Origin of the sequence: uncultured Ruegeria sp. (assembly GCF_947497005.1) — a bacterium.
Lineage (GTDB): Bacteria > Pseudomonadota > Alphaproteobacteria > Rhodobacterales > Rhodobacteraceae > Ruegeria.
On sequence record NZ_CANMFF010000013.1, the window covers coordinates 47,966 to 74,937 of the forward strand.

General features: G+C 54.9%; 22 protein-coding genes. 9 read left to right on the forward strand and 13 right to left on the reverse strand.

Annotated features, from left to right (window positions below; genetic code table 11):
• Positions 1-1,007 precede the first annotated feature (1,007 nt).
• Positions 1,008-1,799 (forward strand): inositol monophosphatase family protein, encoded by a 792-nt coding sequence (locus tag Q0816_RS17660; RefSeq protein ID WP_298853038.1) that lies wholly within the window; start codon positions 1,008-1,010, stop codon positions 1,797-1,799.
• A 3-nt stretch (positions 1,800-1,802) separates the two neighbouring features.
• Here the strand turns inward: Q0816_RS17660 and Q0816_RS17665 are convergent, their stop codons facing one another.
• The 4 genes from Q0816_RS17665 to Q0816_RS17680 are packed head-to-tail and all read right to left on the reverse strand — an operon-like array spanning position 1,803 to position 6,679.
• Positions 1,803-2,369: a histidine phosphatase family protein gene (locus tag Q0816_RS17665; protein WP_298853041.1), complete on the reverse strand. Its 567-nt coding sequence runs from the start codon at positions 2,367-2,369 to the stop codon at positions 1,803-1,805.
• The gene (locus Q0816_RS17670) at positions 2,370-3,440 is read right to left on the reverse strand and encodes an ABC transporter ATP-binding protein (protein WP_298853043.1); all 1,071 of its coding nucleotides are present in this window, start codon (positions 3,438-3,440) and stop codon (positions 2,370-2,372) included.
• Entirely contained in the window at positions 3,437-5,653 is a 2,217-nt protein-coding gene (locus Q0816_RS17675) for an iron ABC transporter permease (RefSeq protein ID WP_298853045.1), read from the reverse strand. Before Q0816_RS17675 ends, Q0816_RS17670 begins: the two co-directional genes overlap by 4 nt.
• Positions 5,654-6,679 (reverse strand): ABC transporter substrate-binding protein, encoded by a 1,026-nt coding sequence (locus tag Q0816_RS17680; RefSeq protein ID WP_298853047.1) that lies wholly within the window; start codon positions 6,677-6,679, stop codon positions 5,654-5,656.
• 347 nt (positions 6,680-7,026) lie between these two features.
• Here Q0816_RS17680 and Q0816_RS17685 point away from each other — a divergent pair, with 347 nt between their 5' ends.
• The 6 genes from Q0816_RS17685 to Q0816_RS17710 all read left to right on the forward strand — a co-directional run bounded on the left by Q0816_RS17685 (position 7,027) and on the right by Q0816_RS17710 (position 12,255).
• Positions 7,027-7,836 carry a DeoR/GlpR family DNA-binding transcription regulator gene (locus Q0816_RS17685; protein ID WP_298853049.1) on the forward strand — a complete coding sequence of 270 codons (810 nt, stop codon included), beginning with the start codon at positions 7,027-7,029 and terminating at the stop codon, positions 7,834-7,836.
• 59 nt (positions 7,837-7,895) lie between these two features.
• Complete coding sequence (phnD, locus tag Q0816_RS17690) at positions 7,896-8,870, forward strand: phosphate/phosphite/phosphonate ABC transporter substrate-binding protein (protein WP_298853051.1); 975 nt, start codon at positions 7,896-7,898, stop codon at positions 8,868-8,870.
• 61 nt (positions 8,871-8,931) lie between these two features.
• Positions 8,932-9,726 (forward strand): phosphonate ABC transporter ATP-binding protein, encoded by a 795-nt coding sequence (phnC, locus tag Q0816_RS17695; RefSeq protein WP_298853053.1) that lies wholly within the window; start codon positions 8,932-8,934, stop codon positions 9,724-9,726.
• Positions 9,723-10,538, forward strand: coding sequence for a phosphonate ABC transporter, permease protein PhnE (gene phnE / locus Q0816_RS17700; protein ID WP_298853055.1), 816 nt, complete (start codon positions 9,723-9,725; stop codon positions 10,536-10,538). The genes phnC and phnE (Q0816_RS17700) overlap by 4 nt, the downstream gene beginning before the upstream one ends.
• Positions 10,538-11,353, forward strand: coding sequence for a phosphonate ABC transporter, permease protein PhnE (gene phnE, locus Q0816_RS17705; protein WP_298853057.1), 816 nt, complete (start codon positions 10,538-10,540; stop codon positions 11,351-11,353). The genes phnE (Q0816_RS17700) and phnE (Q0816_RS17705) overlap by 1 nt, the downstream gene beginning before the upstream one ends.
• On the forward strand, positions 11,317-12,255 hold the full coding sequence (locus tag Q0816_RS17710) for an HAD-IIA family hydrolase (protein ID WP_298853059.1): 939 nt from the start codon (positions 11,317-11,319) through the stop codon (positions 12,253-12,255). Before phnE (Q0816_RS17705) ends, Q0816_RS17710 begins: the two co-directional genes overlap by 37 nt.
• 165 nt (positions 12,256-12,420) lie before the next feature.
• Here the strand turns inward: Q0816_RS17710 and Q0816_RS17715 are convergent, their stop codons facing one another.
• Entirely contained in the window at positions 12,421-13,281 is an 861-nt protein-coding gene (locus Q0816_RS17715) for a DMT family transporter (RefSeq protein WP_298853061.1), read from the reverse strand.
• Positions 13,282-13,397: 116 nt separating this feature from the next.
• Here Q0816_RS17715 and Q0816_RS17720 point away from each other — a divergent pair, with 116 nt between their 5' ends.
• Positions 13,398-14,792: a PLP-dependent aminotransferase family protein gene (locus Q0816_RS17720; protein WP_298853063.1), complete on the forward strand. Its 1,395-nt coding sequence runs from the start codon at positions 13,398-13,400 to the stop codon at positions 14,790-14,792.
• Between the two features lie 599 nt (positions 14,793-15,391).
• Here the strand turns inward: Q0816_RS17720 and Q0816_RS17725 are convergent.
• The 8 genes from Q0816_RS17725 to Q0816_RS17760 all read right to left on the reverse strand — a co-directional run bounded on the left by Q0816_RS17725 (position 15,392) and on the right by Q0816_RS17760 (position 25,963).
• Complete coding sequence (locus tag Q0816_RS17725) at positions 15,392-16,930, reverse strand: M81 family metallopeptidase (protein WP_298853065.1); 1,539 nt, start codon at positions 16,928-16,930, stop codon at positions 15,392-15,394.
• A 14-nt stretch (positions 16,931-16,944) separates the two neighbouring features.
• Positions 16,945-18,594 (reverse strand): amidohydrolase, encoded by a 1,650-nt coding sequence (locus tag Q0816_RS17730; protein ID WP_298853066.1) that lies wholly within the window; start codon positions 18,592-18,594, stop codon positions 16,945-16,947.
• A gap of 11 nt (positions 18,595-18,605) precedes the next feature.
• Positions 18,606-19,529, reverse strand: coding sequence for an ABC transporter ATP-binding protein (locus Q0816_RS17735; RefSeq protein WP_298853069.1), 924 nt, complete (start codon positions 19,527-19,529; stop codon positions 18,606-18,608).
• Positions 19,526-20,506 (reverse strand): ABC transporter ATP-binding protein, encoded by a 981-nt coding sequence (locus Q0816_RS17740; protein WP_298853070.1) that lies wholly within the window; start codon positions 20,504-20,506, stop codon positions 19,526-19,528. Before Q0816_RS17740 ends, Q0816_RS17735 begins: the two co-directional genes overlap by 4 nt.
• Positions 20,503-21,360, reverse strand: coding sequence for an ABC transporter permease (locus Q0816_RS17745; protein WP_170400275.1), 858 nt, complete (start codon positions 21,358-21,360; stop codon positions 20,503-20,505). The genes Q0816_RS17740 and Q0816_RS17745 overlap by 4 nt, the downstream gene beginning before the upstream one ends.
• A 12-nt stretch (positions 21,361-21,372) precedes the next feature.
• Positions 21,373-22,311: an ABC transporter permease gene (locus Q0816_RS17750; protein ID WP_298853079.1), complete on the reverse strand. Its 939-nt coding sequence runs from the start codon at positions 22,309-22,311 to the stop codon at positions 21,373-21,375.
• Positions 22,312-22,397: 86 nt separating this feature from the next.
• Entirely contained in the window at positions 22,398-23,963 is a 1,566-nt protein-coding gene (locus tag Q0816_RS17755) for an ABC transporter substrate-binding protein (RefSeq protein WP_298853081.1), read from the reverse strand.
• 23 nt (positions 23,964-23,986) lie between these two features.
• Positions 23,987-25,963, reverse strand: coding sequence for a CocE/NonD family hydrolase (locus Q0816_RS17760; RefSeq protein WP_298853083.1), 1,977 nt, complete (start codon positions 25,961-25,963; stop codon positions 23,987-23,989).
• A gap of 129 nt (positions 25,964-26,092) precedes the next feature.
• Between Q0816_RS17760 and Q0816_RS17765 the strand changes: the two genes are divergently transcribed.
• Positions 26,093-26,854 carry a helix-turn-helix transcriptional regulator gene (locus Q0816_RS17765; protein ID WP_058272938.1) on the forward strand — a complete coding sequence of 254 codons (762 nt, stop codon included), beginning with the start codon at positions 26,093-26,095 and terminating at the stop codon, positions 26,852-26,854.
• Positions 26,855-26,972 lie beyond the last annotated feature (118 nt).

Consider the following 26,972-nt stretch of genomic DNA (forward strand, 5'->3'; position numbering starts at 1 on the left):
TATTCGCTTCTGCGATCGTCCGTTCTCATCCGTCTCCCAGATAGATGCGGCCTTGTTGGAAAACCTGTGGAATCTGGTCAAACCTGACGATCACCTATGCGTTTTGGGAGACTTTGCCTTTGGCGCGAAGGCGAAAGACAGCGCATACGTCGAGACAATCTTCACTCAACTTCCAGGAGCAGAGCGACATCTGGTGATTGGGAACCATGATTTGGAGCCAACACTGGATTTACCCTGGGACTCCGTTTCGAACTACAAGGAACTTCGAGACGGCCCGCAAAACCAGTTGAATACACTTTGCCACTACCCAATGGTCACATAGAACCACGCCCGCAGAGGGGCGTTGCAGTTCTTTGGTCATGTCCATAACAACTGGCGTGGCACGCGGAACTCGGTGAGTGTTTGCGTTGATGTCTGGGACTTCAAACCCGTTACCTTCGATGATGTTGCGCGACGGGCGAAAAAACTGCCGGAAAACAGGCATTGGGCAGACGTGGAACCGAGATCGTCTCAGTTTGAGTTCGGGGAGTGAGGCTGGGTGGCTGGTGGTTAATCAGACATATTTTGGGCGTGAAAGATGCGACTCGGACCTTCGCTGCGACAAGTTGTAATGGTGGCAATGCGAGACAAAACGGCCCTTGCCCTTTCAGAACGAAAGGCCGCTTTGGACGCTTTGCGACAGCAGCGAAAAACAGCAAGGGCGGCAAAGCTGACCTTCGCTGTGAGCGCGAACCGATGTAGGCGCCAGCAAGAAAGCCGACATTCAAACGGCGGGCATTTCAGAGGTTAAATTGCCCCAGCGCCAGTTGGTTCTGAACCTAAATGCAGACAAAATACTGAGTTATCGACTTGGAGATCGATTGCGGAAGAGATCGTTAAGACTAAACTTTCCAAGTTTGCGGCACCTAAATAGCTCCCGGACAGAAGCGGTACGACTCTGTGATTGCAAGGCATTCGCTTAGCCTGCAATGTTGCATGGCAATTCTCCAATCCTAAGAGGACCATCCATGTCTCGACTTTCAGAACGCAAAGATTTTGCTGTCGCGGTCTGCGAGGAGGCTGGGGTATTAGCCCAAAGGTATTTCGCGGATCGGGGTAACCTTGTCGTTGATCAAAAAGGCGCTCAGGACTGGGTCAGCGAGGCGGACAGGAATGTCGAGACATTCATTCGTCAAAGGATTGCGGAGGTGTGGCCCAAAGATGGGGTTTTTGGTGAAGAGCACGGCGCGGTAGCAGGCGAGAGTGGCTTTGACTGGGTGATTGACCCTATCGATGGAACGACTAATTTCGTCAACGGCATACCTGCATGGACTATTGTCCTGGCGGGTGTCACCGAAGGGAAAACAGCGGTCGGCGTGATCCGTGATCCAAATGCGGATGAAACTTTTGTGGCAACGCGCGGAGAAGCAGCGACACTCAACGGATCACCAATGCGAGTCGCGTCAGGGGTGGCGTTGCGGGACGGAACAGTCGCCGTAGGGTATTCGAACCGGGTCAAGACCCGCCATGTTTTACCTGTAGTCGAGAATCTGATCGAGCATGGTGCTATGTTTCACAGAAACGCCAGCGGAGCGCTTTCATTGGCCTACGTCGCTGCCGGACGCCTCTTGGGTTATGTGGAGGAACACATGAACGCCTGGGATTGTCTGGCTGGACAATTGCTGGTCGCGGAAGCGGGTGGCGTTGTTGAGGATCAGAACGCCGATGCTATGATCCGAGAAGGTGGGCGCGTAATAGTGGGTACTCCGGATGTTTTCGAGACGTTGCTTGAAATCGCAGAAAACGCCTGGAACGCTTAACGTCTACGCAAACGAAATCCAATGTGAAGCAGGTTTGAGCGTCGAAAAATCTGCCTGCCAGAAATGGCCTTGTGAGGGCTGGTCGTATTTGCGGTCAATCGAGCAATACGAAAGTGCGCACCACAACAACGTGCCGACCGCTCCGTGCGTAACAATTGCAAGATCCCCGGCACCATGCATCTGGACAATCTCTGTTACTGCCCGATGAATGCGTATCTGCGCCTCGACAGCTGTTTCCCAACCGCGATAGCTCATTTCCGGCTGAGCAAAGAATGCATCAGCTGCTGCCTCGAAATCGTCCCGAGGCAAATAACCGGTGGCGCTGCGGTCGTTTTCACCAAGACCCAAGTGGTAATTTACGGGTAGCGTTCGTGGTGCTGCAAGGATCTCGCCTGTTTCACGGGCCTTTCGCTCGCCACTGGTCCAAATCTGTGCGACTTTCGACAAGACTTCATTGGATGCAAATTCAGTAGCGCGTTTGCGGCCCGTCGCACTCAAGCCCCACTCTGTTATCGGGACGACCCGATCGATATAAACCTCGGGATGTGTGATGAGCACAAGTTTCGGCATTTAGTCCGGCAAAAGCACGGGCCCTTTGTCAGCAAAGCCCATCCTGATTTCGGTGCCAGGTTCAAGCGGCGCATCGACATCATCGTGGACGGCAAAAACCTGACCGAATGCACCGATCAGCGTGTATTCCATCCGAACGCCAACATAGGTCGCCTTAGCCACTTTGGCTGGAATACCTTGATCTGAACCGATCACCAGGCGTGAGGGTCGCACGGCGATGGTTGCGGTCCCTTTGGACAAGCCGCGGCGTGGCAGCGAGTGGCGGTAGCCTTCGATTTCGATGGTTGCCATGTCGCCATCTGTATCCACGATTTGGCAGTTCAAAAGATTCGCCTCACCGATGAAATCGGCAACAAACCGGTCATTCGGGGCATCATAAAGTTGGCGTGGAGTGCCCATCTGAGCGATCGCTGCGTTGCGCATGACAACAATCTCATCCGAGACCGCCAGTGCCTCCTCCTGATCGTGGGTCACGTAAACAACTGTTAAACCGAGGTCTTGCTGGATTGCCCGAATATCCTCACGAACCTGACGGCGAAGCTTGGCGTCAAGGTTGGACAACGGCTCATCAAACAGCAGTACTTGCGGCTCAAGAACCAGTGCGCGTGCGACGGCTACACGCTGTTGCTGGCCGCCGGACAGCTCTGACGGCAGACGGTTATCGAACCCCTTAAGGCCAACCAACTCCAGCCCATCAGAAGCGCGCTTGCGGGCCTCGTTCTTAGCGAAGCCCGAGAACGTGAGGCCATACATCACGTTCTCCAGTACGCTCATGTGCGGGAACAGTGCGTAGGACTGGAACACCATTGATACGTCCCGGTCAGTTGCGGGCAGCTTTGTGACGTCACGATCACCAATCAAGATCTTGCCCGAACTTGCCATCTCTAACCCAGCGATCATACGCAGTGTCGTTGTCTTCCCGCAGCCCGAGGGGCCAAGCAACGTGACAAGTTTTCCTGCTTCGACATGAAGATTGATGTTGTCGACCGCGACGACATCCTTGCCGAACACTTTCGACACATTTTCAAAGCGAACCGGGGCGGCCTTTGAGCCGATTTTTCTGTCGGTCATGGCGAAGTCTCCGTTCCCAGCAGCGTGCGTCGGCCGATCTGGACCCGGCCAACGAGAAGTTGCAATAGTCCGACGGCCGCCAGCATCACAATGATCAGCGTTGTCGAATAGGCGATGGCCAGACCGTAATCATTATTCTCGACCCGCCCGATAATATAGCTGGTCGCCATGTCGTATTCCGCGCTGACCAGAAAGATGACGGCGGAAATCGCCGTCATGGCGCGAACAAAACTGTAGACAAGCGCCGCCAGTATCGCCGGACGAAGAAGTGGAAGGATGATATTTCGAAACGTCTGCCACGAGTTCGCACCTAGGGTCAGCGAAGATTCATCTAGGCTACGGTCAAGCTGCGACATGCTGGCGATACCCGCACGGACGCCGACCGGCATGTTGCGAAAGATAAAGCTGACAACCAGGATAACGCCTGTACCAGTGATTTCGATTGGCGGAACGTTGAAGGCAAGGATGTAGCTGACGCCGATCACAGTGCCGGGGATCGCGAATGACAGCATGGTGCCGAATTCAAAAGCGTTCTTGCCGGCAAAACTCTGCCGGGTCAGCAGATAGGCCGTTACCAGCCCAACGGCGGCGGTCAAGGGTGCGGCGATGGCAGCGATGGTGATGGTAGTCCAGAAACTGTCCCAAGCTGCTCCGGTCCAGCGAATGCCCTCTTCTTCGAAGCGAACGGAGAAAGCCGTGACATAGTGTTTGAGCGTAAGTGAGTTGTTGACGCCCCATAGCTCGACGACACTGCCATAGACGATCATCGCATAGACGATAATCGTGAACAAACCCCAACCTAGGGCCACAACCAGCACAGGCACAGAAAGGCCGCTTGGCATCAGAGGGTGTACGCCTGCGTCGCCTTTACCGGTGACGGTGGTGTAACTTTTCTTACCCAGCCAAATGCGCTGCGCGTAAAAAGCGGAAAGGGTGAAGAACAAAAGCACCATGGCCAGAACCGCAGCGCGCCCCTGATCGTATTGAGCGCCGACAATGGCAAAGAAAATCTCGGTCGACAACACATCGAAGTTGCCCCCCAACACAAGGGGGTTGCCGAAATCCGCCATGCTTTCGATGAACCCCAGAAGAAAAGCATTGGCCAATCCTGGGCGCATCAAAGGCAACGAAACGGTCTTGAAGGTCTGCCATCTGCTAGCCCGTAACGTCTGGGCTGCTTCTTCCATCGAAGGTGAGACACCTTCAACCACGCCAATCAGAACGAGGAAGGCGATAGGCGTAAATGCCAGCGTCTGAGCAATCAAAATACCGGGCATACCATAAAGCCAGCGCGTTGGCTGCGTGCCAAAAAGCTCGGCAAAGAACTGGGTGACCGAACCGGACAGACCAAAAAGCAGAATTAGTGCAAGGCCAATTACAAAAGGTGGCGTGATGATCGGCAGGACGGTCAAAGCCCGCAGCGCGCGCTTGTAGCGGATACCCGAACGCGTCACGACCAGCGCAAAGCACAACCCCAAAACTGTTGTGATGAAGCCAACAAGGATGGCGAGGAACAGTGAATTCCAGGCTGCCCCACATTTGGCACCCCAGAAACAACCCAGGCCCCAAAGCCTGTCATCGAAGAACTTTGAAAAGAAAACCGCAACGGAATAGGCCCCGTCTTCGGTCACGAAGGCGGCAAACAGCATCTTGGCGATGGGGAAAAAGACAAAGGCTGTGACAATGGTGATTACGCCGCCGATCGCGCTGACGACAAAGACGTCTCCGTTGATGGCACCTCGCGCGGCGATGCCTTGGGTCAGCAGGAACAGGAAGCTGGTTGCGCAGATCATCGCGCCGTAGCCCATCCCAAATTGGCGGTCGCCAAGTTCGCCAAACACCGCCTCCAACCAAGCGAAGTTGAAGCCTCTGATACCGATACTGAATCCCTGAGCGATCAACCAGCCGAAGCCGAGCGCGCCGGACAGGATCAATATGCGGGCAAAAAATGGGTCAGATTTGGCGCGCGGCAGTACCAAGAGTGGCAGGGACAGGGTGATGAGAAGCGGAGCAAGCCAGAGTTTCTCGCCTTGTCCGATCAGAAAAGCCGCAGGCGCATAGTCTTCGTCAAACGGATATCCGTCCACAAGCCACTCAAACGACCAGAGGCCCCCGTCGACCATGTACCAAGGCAGCAGGCAGAATCCGACCCACCCGGCGATGATCCAGAATATCAGGACCGGATGGGTCATTTTTGTTGCTTTGTCAGTCATTTATTGCGGCAGAACCGAAACCTCTTCATCCCATTTCTGCAGCAGCCGCTTGCGCTCATCAGACGAGCCATACTTCTTGAAATCATAGTCAATCAGTTTGATCTGACTCATGTCAGGGGCGCTTTCAGATGTTTCAGCACCTTTGTTCGATGGCACCTGGAACGCATTGACCTGCAAGGCAAGGTTCTGAGCTTCGGGCGAAAGCGCCCAATCATAGAACTTCTTGGCTTCTTCCTCGTTGCGGGCACCTTCGATAATCGACATGGAGCCAATTTCGTAACCAGTGCCCTCACAAGGTGCCACAACCTTGATCGGGAACCCCGAGACGGCTTGTTTTACCGCGTCGTGCATAAAGACAATGCCGATGGTGTTCTCACCACGACCGGCAGACTTGATCGGAGCCGAGCCTGATTTGGTGTATTGGTTGATGTTCGAATGCAGACCTTTCATGAAATCAAAGCCCTCATCCTCACCGAATATCTGCACCATTGAAGCCAGCGTCGTATATGCCGTCCCTGACGAGTTCGGGTTCGCCATCTGAACGTGACCTTTGTATTCCGGCTTTAACAGGTCTTTCCAGCAGGCAGGTTCGGGCAGATTGTTCGCGGCAACAAGGTCGGCATTGTAGCCATATCCAAGCGCACCCGAATAAATGCCGATCGTCCTGTTGCCAGCACTTTCGGCCTGAGAAATCGCCCAATCATGAAGTTGGTCACGCATTGGCGACACGTATTCCATCGTCAGGCCTTCTTCGGCCGCCTGCAAATGGGGGTCACCGGTACCACCCCACCAAACGTCACCTTTTGGGTTCGAACTTTCGGCACGGATTTGCGCAAAGGTCTCGCCCGATGACTTCCGGGTCATATTTACGTCGATCCCTGTCGCATCTTCGAAGCTGCGCGCCATAAGCTGACACCAATCCTCCTGAGCCGAGCAATAGAAGGTCAACTTTTCCGCCTGCGCCGCCGACAAAGACGCCGCCAGGGCAATCATCGATCCGACGGCAGTGGATGTCACTTTCTTCATTATTCTTCCTCCCTTAGTGTTTAATGCGTCCGGGTTTCCCGGTTCTACAATGCCCGTCCTCGTGCAGCCTTACGAAATCTCTCTTTGACAGTCGGGGCTTCCTGATCGTCTGTCAAAACCTTTGGATAATGCGTCGGGTCTTTTGCATCCGCCAACTTCGCCAAGAGAAACCAGCGACGCTCCCGGTCTTTTTTAAGAAATTTATCAGCCTGCCTATATTGCTCTGTCCCTTGAAATCTTTGATGTCTTGTGAATTTTCACAACGGATTGAGGATTATGCAACAAAAATTATTGCAAAATGCCCGAAATCCCACAGAATTAAATTCTGAAAATATTCGAGTCGTTGAATGTCCAAAACAAAAACGCGCGGCAAAAAATCTGAAAAGAGTCAGGGTCGGGTCAAAAAGTCCGACAGGCGCCAGCAGATTCTGCTGGAATTGAAACTTCGTCCTCACGTCCGCATCAACGATTTAGCACAGCGTTTCAATGTCTCGAATGAGACAGTGCGCCGGGACTTTGACGCCCTGTCTAACGAAGGCCTGATCGCGCGCGCGCATGGCGGGGCATCAGCCCCAATGCAAGGCCACTATCCAAGCCTGGAAGAACGAACCAGCGCGCAAATCGAAGAGCGCGAGAGGATCGGCATTAGCGCGGCAGGACTTATTCAGGACGGCGAAACCGTCATGGTCGATTCCGGCTCGACGACCATCGAGATGGCGCGCGCGCTTGCGTATCTGAGCATCCAGTGCACGGTGATCACCAATTCAATTCCCATAGCAATGACCCTCGGGCATAGCCCCGCCCAAGTCTTGCTCTGCCCCGGAGAATATTTGGCGACTGAATCTGCAACGATCGGAACCGAGACATTGGAATTCCTGTCTCGTTTCAACGTCGACAGGTGCATGATCGGTTCATCAGGTTTCTCAGCTGAAGGTCCTTCTGAGACAGTGCGAGGTTTTGCAGCAGTAAAAAGGATGATGCTGACACGTGCCGCGAAACGCCACCTTCTCATTGATTCAGGAAAATTTGGGCGCAGAGGCCTGGCTCAGGTAGGGGATCTTACCGGGCTGGATTCCATAGTCACCGACACAAAACCGACAGGAGAATTGCTTAATATAATTGACGGTGCCGAGGTCGATATCCTCATCGCCGGGTAAGAATGAAAAGGAATGACTAACAGCGGCTTACATAAACCGCATATAATTGGGAGGAAAACATGAAGATCGACATCAAACTATTGGTTGGGGCATCCGCAATTGCGTTATTGTCGCTTTCTGGGACTGCCTCGGCGCAGGATTGTCCACGCGGTGACCTGGACGAGCGGTTTTGCGACGCCGACGGGGATTTGATCGCAGATATTCCCACAGACCCCTCCGAGCAAATGGATCCTGACACCTTGATTTTTGCTTATACGCCTGTCGAAGACCCCGCCGTTTACAAAACTGCGTGGTCGGACTTTCTTGAGCATTTGAAAGCTGAAACCGGCAAGGACGTCGTCTTTTTCCCGGTTCAGAACAACGCCGCCCAGATCGAAGCGATGCGCTCGGGGCGTTTGCATATCGCGGGTTTCAACACCGGTTCCAACCCACTGGCGGTGAACTGCGCCGGGTTCCGGCCGTTTACGATCATGGCCTCGCAAGACGGAAATTTCGGCTATGAAATGGAGATCATAACCTATCCAGGCTCGGGCATCGAAAAGGTTGAAGACATCAAGGGCAAGCAACTGGCATTTACATCGCCCACATCCAATTCAGGCTTCAAGGCACCATCGGCGATCCTAAAAAGCGACTTTGATCTCCTGCCCGAACGCGATTTCGAACCTGTTTACTCGGGCAAGCACGACAACTCGATCCTGGGGGTTGCCAACAAGGACTACCTGGCAGCTTCAATCGCGAACTCGGTAAAATCGCGGATGATTTTACGTGACGTGATCAACGAAGAAGATGTCATTACGATCTACAAATCGCAGACCTTCCCAACCACGGGATTTGGCACTGTTTACAACCTCACGCCCGAGTTGCAGGAGAAAATCCGCAATGCTTTCTTCAGCTTTGACTGGGAAGGCACGACACTTGAGGCTGAGTTCTCGAAGTCGAACGAGGGCCAATTCCTTGAAATGACATATCAGGAATTCTGGGACGTCATTCGAAAGATCGACGCAGCAAATGGCGTTTCCTACGCCTGTCAGTGATATTGCAATAATCCGGCGGGCCTGAACGGGCCCGCTGTTCACCCGTATCAGAGGCATTTTTATGCTGCGTCTTCAAAAGCTGACGAAAACATACAAAACCGGGGATCAGGCACTAAAGGCCATTGATCTCGCAGTGCCTAAAGGACAGGTGCTTGCGTTGATCGGGCCTTCGGGCGCGGGCAAATCGACCATGATCCGCTGTATCAACCGGTTGGTTGAACCCACAAGCGGGGGCGTCCTTTTGGAAGATGTGGACCTGACCAATCTCGGGTCGGGCGCCTTGCGCAAAGCACGCCGCGAGATGGGCATGATCTTTCAGGAATACGCCTTGGTCGAACGTCTCACGGTTATGGAAAACGTGTTATCTGGACGGCTGGGGTATGTGGGGTTCTGGCGCAGCTTTTTGCGTCGGTATCCGCAGTCGGATGTGGACGAGGCCTTCCGCCTGCTTGACCGAGTGGGACTGTTACATATGGCTGACAAACGGGCCGATGAACTGTCTGGGGGTCAACGTCAAAGGGTCGGCATTTGCCGTGCCTTGATTCAAAATCCAAAATTGTTGTTGGTCGATGAACCGACTGCATCGCTGGACCCGAAAACCAGCCGTCAGATCATGCGGCTAATCACCGAACTATGTCAGGAGCGGGGATTAGCGGCGATCATCAATATTCATGACGTGGCGCTTGCCCAGATGTTTGTTCCGCGCGTCGTCGGCCTCCGCTTTGGCGAAATTGTGTATGATGGTCTTCCAACCGGTCTAACCCCCGAGAAGCTGACTGAGATCTATGGGGAGGAGGACTGGGAAGCGACCATCGAAAAAGTGGACGAAGATGAAGATGTCGAGGCTGCAGAATGAGCTATCGAGAACTGGATGACATGCTTGGAAAAGGCTGGCGCAAGCCAGCCTTTGTTAAAAATCCCTTGCTCCGCTGGGCGTTATTTCTTGGTTTTTTTGCCTACCTAATCGCGGCCTTCATGACCATCGATGTTGATTGGGGGCGGGTCTATGAAGGGCTGGATCGGGGGTGGGCGTTCGTACTTGCGTTTACCAGCCCGGACTTCATTTCGCGATGGTCAGACATTTTGAGCGGCCTGCTGGAGAGTATTGTTATGACCGTGACCGCTTCGGTTGTGGGCATTTTGATTTCGATCCCGATTGGACTGGGGGCTGCACGCAATATCGCCCCATTGCCAATCTACATGATTTGCCGTGGCATTGTCGCCATCAGTCGGGCATTGCAAGAGATCATCGTCGCCATTTTGCTAGTGGCAATCTTCGGTTTTGGTCCGCTGGCCGGGTTTTTAACGCTTTCCTTCGCGACCATCGGATTCCTCTCTAAACTTCTGGCCGAAGATATCGAAGCCATGGACAAGGTTCAGGCCGAGGCCATTAAGGCGTCTGGCGCGCGTTGGCCACAATGGATCAACTATGGAGTTCAACCACAGATTATGCCCCGACTTGTGGGACTTTCCATATATCGGATCGACATCAATTTCCGAGAAAGTGCAATTCTCGGCCTGGTAGGGGCTGGCGGCATTGGTGCAACGCTGAACACTGCGTTTGATCGCTATGAATACGACACGGCAGCAGCCATTCTAATCCTCATCATTGGGATCGTCATGGCACTTGAATACCTTTCGGGAATTATCCGCGCGAGGGTTCAGTAATGCCGGTTATTGAACGTGACGATGCGCAGATCTGGCGCAGGCGGACGATGGGTCAAAGCCTTGTTCGCTGGTTTGGCTGGCTTTTGGGTGTCGCGGTTTTTGTTTACTGCTGGCAGCTTATCTCGCAATCGACGACTTGGTTCTTCGTCTGGGATGCGCCCCGCATTGCCAACGATATCTGGACTCGGGCAACGCCTCCCAAATGGGACTACATCACCCAGTTGGGCCGCCCGATTTGGGACACGCTGAACATCGCCACCTTGGGTACGATCATCGCGCTTTGCTTGGCTGTACCGGTGGCTTTTCTAGCGGCACGCAACACCACCCCGTCAGCTTTGTTCATCCGGCCCATTGCCCTGTTGGTCATTGTCTCAACCCGCTCCATCAACTCGCTGATCTGGGCGCTGCTATTGATCGCAATCATAGGTCCGGGCGTTTTTGCTGGTGTCATAGCGATCGCTATTCGTTCGATCGGGTTCTGTGCAAAGCTTCTGTATGAAGCGATCGAGGAAATTGATCACACTCAGGTCGAAGCGATCACGGCGACCGGTGCTTCGCGTTGGCAGATCATGGCGTACGGGATCGTTCCGCAAATCCTGCCCGCGTTTGCCGGCATTTCAGTATTTCGTTGGGATATCAATATCCGCGAGTCCACGGTTCTGGGCCTGGTTGGTGCCGGTGGCATCGGGTTGCAACTGTCAGCCTCTCTCAACGTTCTGGCGTGGCCACAAGTCAGCCTGATCCTGATTGTCATTCTCGTCGCCGTTATGATCAGCGAATGGGTTTCGGCGAAAGTACGAGGGGCCATCATTTGACCGAGTTCTCTGCACAAGAGGCTTTCAATGCCTACGAGGCTGTACGACATCGCCTTCCCGAAACCAGAACAACTGAAGTGAACTATCGTCGAGTAGAGACTCTGGAGGACATAGCTCATGAATTCGACGTATTCCTCCTTGATGCCTTCGGAGTTCTCAATATTGGTGATACGGCGATCCCAGATACACCAGATCGGATTAGGACACTGAAAGCAGCCGGCAAACGTGTTCTGGTCGTGTCAAACGCCGCGGGGTTTCCGCACGCCACTCTTTTGGAGAAATATATAAGGCTTGGTTACGACTTTGCACCAAAGGACGTGATCACCAGTCGGGCCACATTGCTGTCTGAACTAAACAGCCAAAGTGAGTTTCATTGGGGATTGATGGCGACTCCCAGTGCCGGTCTTCGCGATTTGGAGGGGCTGAAGCTATCCTATCTGGAGGATGATCCGACACCCTACAAAACTGCCGACGGGTTTCTGATGATCGGGTCAGCCGCTTGGACCGAAACGCGTCAAGCCATGTTGGAGACCGCCTTGCTAGAGCGTCCCCGCCCTATAATGGTCGGCAACCCTGACATAGTCGCTCCTCGCGAGTACGGATTTTCCAAGGAGCCCGGTCTTTTTGCCCACCGACTGGCAGATCGAACAGGTGTCGCTCCTCAGTTCTTTGGAAAGCCTTTTGGCAACATTTATGATCTTGTTTTCGAACGTCTCGGGTGCATCGACAAGTCCCGAGTTCTGATGGTCGGCGACAGCCTGCACACCGACATTTTGGGAGCACGAAATGCCGGAATAGTTTCGGCACTCATCTCAGGATTTGGTTTTTTTGCAGGGCACGATGTTGAAGCAGCTATCAAGAAGGCAGGGATAGTACCGAACTTTGTAGTAGACCGCCCTTGAGTTTAGAGCATTCCTTTACAATAGATGTTCTGTTCAACTCAGATGCCGGGTCGATCCGCGTTACGAATATTCTAACTACAGAAATGCTGTACTAAGCACGAACGGCAGCTTTGACGAACACAACCGCAGCAATGTGACTCCTGGTCCAAGGTCGGCTCTGGGCCGTTACGCGAAGTGCTTTGCACCGGCCACGCAAATCACGACGAAAACCGTTACCCCGATCATCGAAGGCGCGACCGGTTCCGCTAGTAAGGCCGCTGCAAGGATCAAGCCGAAAAACGGCTGAAGCAGTTGTAGCTGCCCAACACCCGCTGTGCCCCCGCGAGCCAGACCGCGATACCAAAACACAAATCCAACCAGCATCGAAAAAATGGAGACGTATCCCAAACTAAGCCAGACAGGCAGGCTCAAATCGGCAAATGTGTCAGGCCATGTGAAGATTGCGAGAATCGCCATGAACGGTGATGACAAGACAAGCGCCCAAGAAATCACCTGCCAGCCGCCCAATCGACGCGAGAGCAGCGCCCCTTCGGCGTAGCCCAATCCGCAGGCGACGATGGCCGCCAGCATAAACAGGTCTCCAATAAGGGACACTTCTACACTTTGCGTGAAGGCAAAACCAACGACGGCCGCACTCCCCAAGACGGAAAACACCCAGAACATTCCGGCCGGACGTTCGCCGCCGCGCAACGCGCCAAATGCAGCGGTGCTCAAGGGCAAAAGTCCGATGAAGACGATTGAATGCGCAGCCGTGATGTGCTGAAGGGCCAAGGCTGTCAGCAGAGGAAAGCCGATCACGACGCCCAAGGCCACTGTTATCAGGGATCCCAGATCCGCCAGCGACGGTTTAAGCTCTTTGAATAAGACTAGCAAACACAGTGCCAGAGCTGTCGCCAGCACGGCACGAGCCGAGGTCAGAAAAAGAGGGTCAAATCCACTGATGGCCACTCGTGTCGCGGGCAAGGACCCACTGAAGATCAGCACACCGATCAATCCACTGCCCCAACCCGATAATGAAGACGTCATCGCCACATAATCCTTTTTAGAACTTGTAGTGGAAGCGATGTGGTAAATGCAGATACAGAACAGTACAGTTCACTCGAACTGTAACGATAGATGAACCCAAACAGATTGATTGTACCATGGCCAAAGCGACCCGTCGCACCCTCGTGATGGACTTTATCACACGCAGGATACGGTCTCGTACATATAGCGCAGGCACCAAGCTGCCGTCTGTCCGGGTGCTCGCGCGTAGATTGGGCGTCTCGCCCTCGACCGTAGTTGAGGCCTACGACGTCTTGGCCGCTGAGGGCGTTATCTTTGCGCAACGCGGTTCTGGTTTCTTTGTTTCCGACCGCGTTCAGCCCTTTGTCGTGTCGCAAACCGGGCCACAACTTGAGCGAGAGATTGATCCGCTTTGGGTCGCTCGGCAATCCATTGATGCAGAAGACAGCATGGAGAAGCCCGGATGCGGGTGGATGCCGTCAGACTGGATGCCTCTGGAGTCACTGCGTCGGGCCATGCGCAATGTGGCACGGAGCAACGGCAATGTATTGACCGATTACAGCAATGCTAAGGGGCATGCGGGCCTGCGCCAACACGTGGCACGCATGTTGGGCAATCAAAACATAGACGTCGACCCAAACACCGTTTTGCTTACAAATTCTGGGTCACAAGCGCTGGATTTGATCTGCAGATTGCTGCTCAAGCCGGGTGATACAGTTCTGTTGGACGATCCGTGCTATTTCAATTTTCAAGCCCTCTTGCGTGCGCACCAGGTCGCACTTGTTAGTGTGCCCTACACGCCCAATGGTCCCGATCTCACGATATTCAAAAGCGTCCTACGCAAAGAGCGTCCCCGCCTCTATCTGACCAACTCGGCATTGCACAATCCAACTGGCGCGACGCTCTCAGCAGCGACCGCGCATCGCGTGCTATCTCTGGCCGAGGCCCATGATCTGCTTATCGTGGAAGACGCTATTTTTGCCGAGTTCGAGCCGGACTTGTCTCCGCGTCTGGCCGCGTTGGATGGGCTGGACCGTGTTCTTACGATTGGCAGCTTCTCCAAAACGCTTTCGGCGTCGCTACGATGCGGATACATAGCTGCCCGGCCTAGCTGGATTGCCGCCCTTACCGACCTTCAGGTCGCAATCAGCTTTGGTGGGCCGAGCCCGATGGTAACAGAATTGCTGCACGCAGCCCTCACCGATGGGGGCTACCGCAAACATATGGACGCGCTGAGGGCCAAACTGGATCGCGCCCGCGCGCGTTCTATCGATGAGTTGGACACCCTGGACATCAAGCCCTTCGTGAATCCCAAGGGCGGATTTTACCTATGGTGTGAGCTGCCAGACGGAAGGGAGGCGGCGATGCTGGCACGGGAAGCTCTCAAACAAGGCGTTGTGCTTGCCCCGGGAAATGTCTTCAGCCCGACCCAGTCCAAGAATTCGTTTATGCGCTTCAACGTGAGCCAGATGAGGGGAGTGACGCAAAAGAAACTGCTTCGTGAGCTAATGAGTGCGACCAGGCCTCAATGATTACTTTGCGGAAGCCGCATTACAGCGTTGTTTAATGAAGCAAGTGTCGGCTTTGGACCGATCTTTTGACTTTGCAAGGTCCGCTTTCTGCGCATAGCCGCCGCTCGTGAGGCGCAGTGCTGCTGACGCGGCGAACAGCAGCTTGGTGGCCAACCCAACGAATGCGCTTGCAACTCAGATTCCTAAGAAATGGCGGCTCAGAGCTCTTACGCACCGGCTCGGGCACGTCGCAGAGAAAGTTGGCAGTGAGCCCAACCTGTTCCTTCTGGTTTGTCGGTGCACGCACTCGCAGCGACAAAATAGCTGCGGCTGCATCATTATTGGCGCTGCCACGCGGCGTATAGAACGGTCATTCAAGATGTCTGAAGTGAATAACAAGGATCAAATTTATGTGTCGCTGACAAACTGAGCTTGCGTTAAAGTTTTCTCACTCAAGGGAATACGTCCTGGGCGACCGCCCTCTGTTACATAGTTATAACGCAATCAAGTGACCGAACAGAACCCTCCAGATCGCGAGTTTGTTCTCTATGACTGGCTAGCGAAAAAGGGGAACGAAATTGATATTCCAACATTTAGCGCCAAGCGGTTGTGTTCGAAAACTAAGGAAGCAACGCTTTCAGAATGGAATGTTCAGAATTCAATGGGCCTATATCTTTGTGTTGGCTAAATGAAGCGCCGCCAGTGTAGGGCAACCTTCTGGTTATACAGTTGTAAGGAACTTTTTCCAGGTCGCAGAGAAAAGCACCTGGCGAAGAGACCGGAAATATATCTCCTGCAATCGGTTCGAAGTCTGCTCGAAAGTGTGTGGTGCTCTTGACACAAATCACCGAATAACGCGTCGGATTCAGCCCGATGTGCGTGAAATGTGCGCGATCCAGACATTGGTTACGTATGCTTGTGACGATGAGATCAATCTCGGCCTCGTGTCCAACCAGACGCAGCGCTGCCGTCTTGCCCAGTGTTGCTACACCACCGCCATACATTTCGCCGATATAGCGGCAAGTGCCGTCCCCCAAAGCCAGAACTTCAAACTCTGCTTTGACCGGAACATTTCCCGCCAAGTCGGACTTTGCGCCGATGGCTAGTTTGACCAATGCACCTTCACCGGCTTCATGAGCTTGCTTTGCACTTTCCGGATCGTGGAACAAACCCATCAATGCATTTTTCGTCCCGCCCTCAATCAGTGCCGCCAGCAACCCTGTAGTATCTGAGGTCCCACCGGCACCAGCGTTGTCTTGGACATCTGCTAGGACAACGGGTTTTTCCCGCCTTTGACGACATGTCAAAACAGCTTCCTCCAGAGATAACATCGAGCAATCGAGATCGACTTCCCGGGACATAAACACGTTGACGATTTCTTCAGCGACAGCGGCGGCTTTCTCGGCTTTGGATGCGTAGACAACGCAAGACGGGCCGGTGTCGGGGAAGTCCGCCGCTGTGAAACCAAGAGCAATTTCAGCCAGGACTTCCTGCTGTTCAAAACTTGCCGGCATTTGATAAATTTCGTTGAACGGCGCAGAACCTGTATGCTGTGCATGCAAGGGGACAAGATAAGGCACCGTTTGGAATGCCTTGTATAGTGTTTCGCCCGCTAACAAGCGCTGCAGGACAGGAACGCATCGTGCGCCCGTTTCAGCCATATCCAAATGAGGATAGGTTCTAAAAATAGACAGGTAGTCTGCCTGTTCGACCATCTCGGCGGAAACATTGGCATGCAGATCCAAACTTGCGATCACTGGAACTTCGGGACCGACGGCTTCACGTACACGACGCAGAATTTCTCCTTCACCGTCAGCAAGGCTTTCGGTGACCATCGCCCCATGGAGATCTAGGTAGACGCCATCAATGTGCCCTGCGTCCCGAATTCCGCTCAACATCATCGCACAAATCGTTTCGAACGCATGATCCGTTACATGGGCGGATGGCTCGGCAGAGCACCACAGTACCGGAAAGACCTCAAACCCCACCACCTTTGCTGCTGCGGCAAATCCAGCGATAGGAAGGTTCATGCCCTCGGTTCCCGAGATAACCCGTCCATCGTGCAACATACCGGGCCAGGAATCCGCCATTTCAAACTCGTGCAGACCGGCTTTTGTCACACCAAAACAGTTGGTTTCATGCTGAAACCCTGCGATCACAATTCGCTTGTTTGTCATTTCGTGTGCTCGGTTTCTTGTTCGGTATCTGCGGCGGCAAATACACTTTGGCCGTTGCGAATTGTTTCGAGCACCCGTGTATCTGTCAGGCGGTCCGGTTCGTGCAGTGGATTGCGCGAAAGAACAGCAAAGTCCGCAACTTTACCCGGTTCGATTGATCCGCGTTGGCCCTCCTTGAATACCTGCCAAGCGGCGTTGATGGTCTGTGCACGCAGAGCCGACAGAACGTTGATTTTTTGACCCTCACCCAGCACGCGGTCTGAAACGGTTCTTCGATTTACTGCACAATGGGCCAGATGGATCGGGCGCGTCGGAGTGACCGAGGCGTCATTGTGGATCGTGTATCGCACGCCATACCGGTCTGCCGACGCCGCCGGCGATATCCGCTCAGACCGCTTAGGCCCCAAGAAGGTGTCGTAATGGCGATCCCCCCAAAAAAACACATGAGCGGGAAAGAAGCTGACAGTAAGTCCAAGCTGAACCATACGCTCTAGTTGGTCGTCCCGCAGGGCCTGGCCGTGGATAATAGTGTGACGATGATCTTGGCGTGGGTGCACTATAAGTGCCTTTTTCACTGCATCTATGAACATCTCTGCGCCGGCATCACCATTGCAGTGGCAATGAATCTGGAAACCTTGGCTATGAAGCTTGCTGACGTCGGCATCCAACTGTTCTTGCGAGGTATACACCATCCCACAAGGGTGATCCGGATTGGCCGGCTTGAAATACGGGGCAGACAAATACGCGGTTTGCAACTGAAAGGCGCCATCAGTGAACAGTTTGCGCGGGCCCAGTGTGAAATGCGGATTGCCTGGCCAATGCGTGCCGATCCATTGCGTACTTAGCTCTGGCTCCAAGCTTCCAACGGGTAGCAACTCGATGTCAATTCCCGGATCCTGATCTGCCGGCAGGCTGGCAAAGTGGTCCAACATGGTTTGCGACGCCCACGCATTTTGGGCATAGGTCACGCCGTGCGACAGGTATTCGTCACGACAAGCGTCAAAGCCCTGCCAAAATCTTTCGCGGTCGATCAGGAAGTCCGTGTCGCCCATTTCACCCATAGCCGATAGCCCTTCGATCAATCCGGTCAGGGCTCCGGTTTCGGGGTCACGGCCAAAACGGCCGCCTTCCGGGTCGGGGGTTTGACGGTTTACTCCGCGCCTCTCAAGCGCAAGAGAATTTGCTGCACCATTGTGTCCGGACGCATGAATAACCCAAATCGGATGGCGTTGTGAAACAGCGTCCAACTCGGCCCGTGTCGGCATTCGACCCTCGAGTATGGACGTATTGTCGAACGACACCCCCATGACCCATTCGCCCTCGGGCGTTGCGTCGGCCTTCTCTCGCAGCCTGTCCAGCGCCTGCGCCATTTGGCTACAATCTCCTAACGGAGGTGACGACAGGTTAACACGGAACAGACGGATAAACCCCGGATCCGGAAAATGCCCGTGTGGGTCAATAAACGCGGGCATCAAAGTACGACCCTGAAGGTTGTATTCCTGAGAGTCCGCCGTCATGCGTACGCGCAGATCAGCCTCAGTGCCCACTGCCTGAATTCGGTTTCCTTCAGTCAGAACCGCCTCTGGTGACGAGTTCTGCCCATCCATCGTCAGGATTGTGCCATTAAAATAGAGTGTGCTTGGCATTGAATTTCCTACTACGACAACGGCGCCAGACAACGCAGCCCGTGGTCGCCGTCCACTTCCCATTGTGGAGTCTGGGTGCAGATATCCTTGGCAAAGGGGCAGCGTTCGCGGAATTCGCACCCCGAAGGCCGTTTGAGCAGGCTGGGTGGTTCCCCTTTGAGGGCAATCCGTTCCAATCGCGCATCTGGATCAGGCTCTGGGTTGGCGCTCAGCAGGCACCGCGTATAGGGATGGCGCGGATCGTTGAAAATCGTCTCGGTTGAGCCTTCCTCGACCAAACGGCCCAGATACATGATGCCCATTCTGTCGGCCACGTGGCGCACGACGCTGAGGTTATGGGTAATGATCACCATCGCCAGCCCCAGCCGTTCGCGAAGATCGTTGAGCAAGTTCAGCAACTCGCCCTGTACCGAAACATCGAGGCCTGCGGTCGGCTCATCCGCAAGGATCAGCTTGGGTTCCAACGCCAACGCTCGTGCCACGCCCACGCGCCGTGCCTGACCACCTGACAGCTGATAAGGGTAACGATCCGCAAAATGCGTGGACAGGTTGACCATTTCCAACAGGCGCTTCGCCTCGGCATCCAGATCGCGATCCTTCATGCCCTGAATGCGATAGGGTTCGGTGATCAGACTGCGGATTGTCAGGCGTGGCGACAGGCTTCCGACTGGGTCTTGAAACATCATTGCCATATCTTTGCGCAGGGGGCGCATGACACTTTCCGGCGCTCCGCGGATTTCCTGACCCTCAAAAGTAACCGAGCCATCTTGCGCAGGTGCAAGCCCAGCAATGGCACGAATAACGGTTGTTTTGCCAGAACCGCTTTCACCTACCAACGCGTAGGTCTCGCCGGGTTCTACGGTAAAGCTGACACCTGCCAGCACATTGACCGGCCCATAGCTGGTGTTCAGGTCCACAACGTTCAGCAAGCTCATGATGTGACCTCCTCGTGGTTCAGCCAGCATGCAGCGTGATGGCCTTCTTTCAATTGATCCAATGGCGGTACTTCAGTGGCGCAGCGCGTCATCGCCTGATCACAACGATCCCGGAAAATGCAGCCCCCCGGCAGGTTGGCCAGATCGGGCACTTCACCTGGGATGGTCGGCAAAACGCGGGCGCGTTCCTTGATGTGACCTGGGTCACACTCGATCAAGCGGCGTGTGTAAGGGTGTTTGGGATTGTGGAAAATCTCTCGCACGTCCCCGCTTTCGACAACCGCACCGGCATACATCACAACCACCCGGTCGCAGAGTTCCGCAATCACTCCCAAGTGGTGCGAGATGAACAGGATGGCGCAATGAAACTCGCGCTGCAGCTCTTGCAGACGCTCGATGATCTGTACTTCAAGAGTTGCATCCAGCGCAGTTGTAGGTTCATCCGCAATCAATAGATCGGGCTCGGACATCAATGCCATGGCGATGGCGATCCGTTGGCGCATCCCGCCCGAGAATTCATGCGGATACTGCTTCAGGCGCGCTTCGGGATCGGGAATGCCAACAGCGCCCAGCATCTTGGCCGCGTGGGTCAACTTGTCCACCTTTGACTGTTTGGAGCGGTGCTGAATGTCCAGCATCTGCTGCCCGATGGTCAGAACCGGATTGTGCGTTTGCATCGGATCCTGAAAGACAATGGATATGTCCGCACCGCGCAGGTCGCGCATCTGGCGCTCGGACGCCTTCAACAGGTCCTGTCCTTTGAACCGAACCTCTCCCTCACGGAACCGCGTATTGGGGGCAGTCAGGCGCAGGATGGATGAGATCAGGGTGGATTTGCCACAGCCGGATTCCCCGACAATACCGACGATTTCGCCCTTGTTGACGTTGAAAGTGATGTCCCTCAGGGCCTTAAGATCGCCACGGCCTGTTTCGTAGTCGACGCTGAGATGGTCGATTTCCAGAAGTGTGTCGGTCATCGCTGTTTCCTCAGTTTCGGGTCAACCACGTCGCGAAGGCTTTCACCCAGGAAGGTGAACCCAAGCGTTGCCAGAATGATTGGCAGGCCCCCGCCCACCACCAGCCACGGTGTTTGGCGGATCAGCGAATAGCCATCCTTCAGCAAAGCTCCCCAGCTGGGTGTCGGGGGTTTAACGCCCAGTCCCAAAAAGGACAGGCCAGCCTCAAGCGCGATAACCGTGGGGATATCCATCGCCGCCAGAACCGCCAGAACGCCGATGATGTTGGGCAGCATATGCACACCCAGAATCCGCGCCATGCTGGCCCCCATAGAGCGTTCGGCCAGAATAAATTCGGAGTTGCGCAACGTCAGTGTCTGGGTCCGCGCCACGCGCCCATAGGTCGGGATCGAGGTCGCCATGACCACAAACACCACCGTCTGCAAGCTGGGCCCAACCAGGGCAACAACTGCCAGCGCGAACATCACGGTCGGAAAGGACCTGATGGTGTCGAAAAACAGCATCAGAAGGTTATCCAGCCATTTCGGCCCATACCCGGCAATCATGCCCAGCGTCAGGCCAATCGCCATCGCGCCGAACACGGCGGGCAACGCCACCTTGAGCGCGACCTGACCCCCGGCGATAACCCGAGAAAACGTATCGCGGCCAAGCTGGTCGGTACCCAGCAGGTGCGCAGCAGACGGACCTTGCATACGAGACTTGATATCCATCGCAATCGGGTCATAGGGTACGATCCAATAGGCGAAGATGGCGCAAAACACGATTACACCGACGATGATTAACCCCATAAGGCCAAGCGGGTCACGGGCAACGCCGACGATGATCTGACCCAGTTCGGAACGAGATTTTTCCATGTGCCTCTCTCCTCAATGAGCCGTGCGTGCACGTGGATCGAGCAACGCATTGATCAGGTCTGCCAAGGCCGTCGACACCACGAATAGCGCCGTTGATATGAGGACCGAGCCCATGACAATCGGGTAGTTGCGGGTCGTGATGCTGTCGATAACCAACTTACCCAGACCCGGTCGGGCAAAGACAATCTCAGCAAAAACGGCCGAGCTGAGAAGAAAGCCCATGCCAACGCCTATCACGGTAACGACCGGCAAGATGGCGATGCGCAACGCATAGACCATGACCACTCGACGTTCGGCGATGCCAAAGGCCCGCGCCGTGCGTACATGGCTTTCGCCCATAACCTCGAGCATGGAGGCGCGTACTAGCCGGGCAATGTAGCCAACCCAGCTGAGGCCGATAGCAAAGGCGGGCAGGACCAGATGGTCCAGTCGATCCCAAAACCCCTCTCCGGCACCGATGGCGGGAAACCATTGCAAATGCACGGCAAATACTAGCAGCGCTAAAAGAGCGACAACAAAGGCCGGGGCAGCCACGAAGCTAACGGATATTGCTGCGGCGATCCGGTCGATCAGCGTGTTGGGATGCGCCGCCGCATAGGCACCAAGTGCAATGCCAAGGCTTGCAGACCACAGGATCGACGCAAAAATCAGTTCCAGAGTGTATGGCAATTGCTGGAACACGATGTCCGTCACGGAACGACCCGAAAAGACATCGGTTCCAAGGTCACCCTGAAGAAGATTCCCGTAAAAGATCAAAAGCTGTTTCCAGATCGGTTGATCTAGCCCCAGCGCTGCGGTGAGTTGGGCCTGAAGCTCGGGCGTGGCACGCGGGCCCAGCATGATCTGGACCGGATCGCCAGGCACAGCGCGGATCATCAGGAACATGACGGTGACCGCCACGAACAGGATGAGCAGCGACAGCCCGAAGCGACGGGTTGCGAAATTCAGCATGGCCAACTGGCTCCTTATGGCTTGATGGCGTTCAATTTGGCACGGCGAGCATCACGCGCCCGCCGTACCTGCTCGACCTTGGGAGGTCAGGTCGCCTTGCCGAAATAGCGAAGCAACGACAGTCCATCTGGCCGCAGAGCAGGAATGACCCGCGCGCTGTGAATGACCGGCGTTGCCTCGTGGGTGATGAAGCGATACGCGCCGCTTTCTTCCATCAGATTCTGCGCGCGCTGATACATTTCCGCCCGTTTCGCGATATCCGTTTCAGCTGCCGCAGTTTCATGAATTTCATTGAACTCCGGACTATTAAAGCGTTCCCAGTTCCATTTGCCGATCTGCTCGGGCGTGAACCACGAGGTGGCATAATACGGATCCGGAGTCATCGAATACCGGTTCAGAACAAGCTGCAGATTCTCATTGTCACCGGACGCCCAGAATGCACCGGATTCCAGAACGTTGACCTCAACCGTGATCCCGATCTGCGCCAGCGTCGCCTGAATGATCTGGGCGGTTGTCGTAAAGGTCGTCTTGTTCAGCGTGTCGAGGGTCAACGTGACATTGGTTTCACCGGATTCCGCAAGCAATTGCGCCGCTTTCTCAAAATTCGCGGCGGGCGGCACAAGCGAAGACGGCCGATGCCCGGCAAGGCCCGGTGCGATGATGCCGGTTGCTGGTTCAGCAGCACCAAAATATGCAGCCTCCAAAATGCTGGGTACATCCACCGCGTGTTGAATCGCCTGCCGCAGCTTTTGATTTTGCAGCTTTGGATGTTCAACATTCATTCCCATCCAGACATAGTAGAGCGAGGGTTTCTCAACCAGTGATCCGCCATTGGGAACCCCGGCGCGATAGCGCTCGACCGAGCCCAGCGACACGCGGGTTACGTCCAGTTCACCGGCCTCGAACGCAATCTCGGCGGTGTTTTCATCGTCAATCGGATAGATTTCGACAGTGTCCCAGGTGGGGGCATCCCCATTCCAGTCGGGGTTACGCTTAAGAACAGTCTTTTCCTTGGGCGACCAGCTGTCACGCAGATACGGGCCGGACTCTGCCACCGGATCAGCACCGATCCGGCCACCGGCGGCTTCGACCGCCGCTTTCGAGACAATGTTGCCAGTAATATACGGCAGGGCAATCGACCAGATCGGTGCAAACGGTTTGTTCAGCACAATCGTGCCTTCACGCTCACCGGTCACATCCACATGGCTGAAAGGCCCCAGATCGGGCTTGTTCGGGCTGTCGGTCGCGTCGTCCACGATCCGTTCCATGCTGAATTTGACGTCCTCGGCGGTCATGGCGCCGAATCCATTGGTGAACCCGATGTCGTCACGCAGTGCGAACTTGATATGGGTCGGATCGACCTGCTCGATCATCGTGGCGGCATCCAGCTGCCAGCCCCATTCCTCGCCCGGTTTGTACTGGATCAGCTTGTTGTAGATCGAGGCATGAACCTCCTCCTCGACGACACCAACGGAATGGGCCGGATCCATGTTCTGTGCGTCGCCATAGGCCCGCACCCGCAGTACACCATCATCCGCTGCAAACGCACGGTCTGCCCACCCCATCGGCAGCGTCGTGGCCGCCCCTAGCGCCGTTGCGCCTTTCAGAAATTTCCGGCGACCTACATTGGCCTTTGTCCATTCGATCTTCATAATATCCTCCCTTGGATTTAAGCTCATAGAAGTCCGCGCGGAACGGTTTCGGACCATTCCTTCGTCAGAACTTCGGTTTCATCTGCGCCTTCTGTGGCGCGTAGTTTGCGGTAAAGGTAGAAATTCTGCGCGTCGCAGGTCATCCGGCATTCGGTCGAGATGGCGACCTGCCAATCCGTCCGCTCAAAAGTGAAATTCCAGGCGGTCTCAAAACACGCAGATGCCTGGTCATCGGGGTGAATGCCGTAGTGCATGCGCACATCGCTACCGACAATCAGGTCATGGTAGGGGTCACGCGTTTTGCCGTAGTCATCAAACGTCTCCAAAACGACCCGGCCATCGTCGGTCACCATGCGCTCGGATTGCGCGGATGGCGGGCGCAATTGTTCAGCGGCAAGAACCGGATAATCCTGCGCCGGGCCGGGTTCTGAGGCTTGAATCTCATGCGCTACTTCGCGCACTGGCAGATGCAGGGCGCAATCACTCAAGAGCAATGTCACCTCGGCCGAGTGCGGTGCTGGCCAGACGATCGGCCAGTACGACGTCGACAGCGTCAGCCGCAACACGTGACCCTCGCGCAGATGATGCGCGCACTCGTTCAGGGCAATTTCGGCCTCATAGATTTCACCCGGTTGCAGGGTTTCGGGTGTTTCGTGGCTGCGGTAGTGGCACAAGTTCAACGGACGATAGCTGATGCGCTGCGATACACCTTCGGGCGAGACATCGCACAGCCTTGCGACAAGCTGGGCAACGGGCTGATCCACCGAGAATCGAAACCTCAGCTTTGCGCGGCCCAGCAGTTCCAACGGGGCTTGCAGCGGCGCGCTGTCAAAACATACCGACAGGGCATCATCCCTTGCCTGATCCCCTGCAAGTTCATTGTCGATCCGCATGCCTGCACAGAAATACCCGCCTTCCCCACCGACATGGCTGGGCGAGGCTATTGCGACCGTGCCTGCCGCCGGTTCTTGGGAAAACCCACCGGGCGCTAAATACCAGATCTGTTCGGACACATGCGGCGACGGCCAGGTGGTTTCGGCGATCCAACGACCTTGCCGGGCAGAATTGTGCGCTGTCGGATTAAAATGTTCCTGCATGTATGTCCGGTACGCAGGCAGGTCCTCGGCCCCATTTTTTTGCCCTTTCAGCCAGCGGTCAAACCAGCCAATCACTTCGGAATGAAAGTCTGCAGGATCGAGTTTCGAGATATGAGGATAACGGTGTTCCCATGGCCCGATGATGGCCTTGGTTGGCACCGTCAGATTGGCCGTCAAAGCCGGGGGCGCATTGACGTATGCATCTGCCCAGCCGGTGATGGCCAAAACGGGGGTTTGGATCGCGGACCAATCCTCGCAAACCGAGCCGTCCCGCCAAAATGCATCTCGCGTCTGGTGGCGCAGCCAATCTGCGGCTGAGAATGGTACGTTTTGCAGCCGGGTCAGCCAGTCCTCACGCCAATCCGCACGATGGTCCGGATCAGCAGGACGGGTCAGATAAGCAAACATCTGGCTGCCCCAGTTCATGTTGTCACTCAGCAGGCACCCACCGATGAAATGAATGTCGTCCGCATAGCGATCTACGGTCGAGGCAACGCTGACCACCGCTTTCAAAGCTGGTGGTTTCCGGAAGGCCAGTTGTAAACCGTTAAACCCACCCCACGATATTCCGATCATCCCGATATGGCCGTCGCACCAATCCTGCGCGGCGATCCAGGCCATGACCTCCTCACCATCGCGCAATTCTTGCTCGGAATACTCGTCGTCGAATTGCCCTTCGCTGTCCCCGGTGCCCGCAATGTCGACCCGGATGCAGGCATAGCCCGCTTCAGCAAATACCGTGTGTGTTGTTTCATCTCGTGGCGCAGTGCCGTCACGTTTGCGGTAAGGCAGGTATTCCAGAATAGCCGGGGCTGGACCGGTGTCAGGTAACCAAAGACGCGCAGCAAGCCTCCGCCCATCGGGGAGTGTGATCCATGTGTTTTCGATGGTTTCAAATGGCATTTGCGGGCTTGTTTGTTGCGAGCTGATGCTGAAGAAGAAACCAGTTTGCAGGGAAAACAAATTGTGCGATCTTGCGTGAATTGATGCTATTTGTTGCGAGATAGCGTCAGAACGCGAAAGGTTTTGCCTGTGTCAGAGAATTTTTCTGCAAACCTAAAGTCTTTATGTGCAGAACACGGCAGTATTTCGCAGATTTGCCGCGATATCGGCGTCAACAGACAGCAGTTCAATCGTTACCTGAATGGCTCTAGCCTGCCTTCGGCCCACAACATGCGCCGCATTGCACGCCATTTCGATCTGACCGAGGCTGAACTCTTCGCGGAAACAACAAGCTTTGAACGCATGCTAAAGGGTGTCCTGCCACAAATTGGCAAAACACCCACAGATGCGTTTCTGGATCCCTTTCTGGATCAACAGAAAAACCTCAGACGTTACGTAGGTTTCTACCATTCATATTTTTGCACGCCCTCTTGGGAAGGAAAGATCTTCTGCTCGCTAATACGCATCCAGGAAGTTGAAGGGCTTATCACGATCCGCTCTCGGGAAATTGCCACATCCCCAGACAAAAGCACGCATCAGATTTCGCGCTATGCTGGCTTGGTGACAATGCGGGGAAACAGGATATTTGTGACTGAACACGAGCTCGCGCGCGAAGGCAGCGTTGCCAATACGATCCTGTACTCGGCGCACCGTCAACAATTGAAGTATCTGCGAGGAATGACTATGGGCGTCGCATGGCGCCCTTACCCGCATCCCTACGCAGCCAAAACAATCTGGAAACGCTTGCACGAGCGTGTATCAGCGCGCGAGGCTATAACCGCTTGTGGTATATACCCAATCCAGAGCAATAAGATCGATCCAACTGTCAGGAAACACCTGACCGAGGCTTAAAGCGTCGAACTAACATTGTTGGCTGCACAGTTTCCTCGGTACTGCATTCAGTTCCAATGACACATTTTCTTTCAGGCTGTGCTAAATCAACATCGCCAAACGCGCCGATGGCGTGACT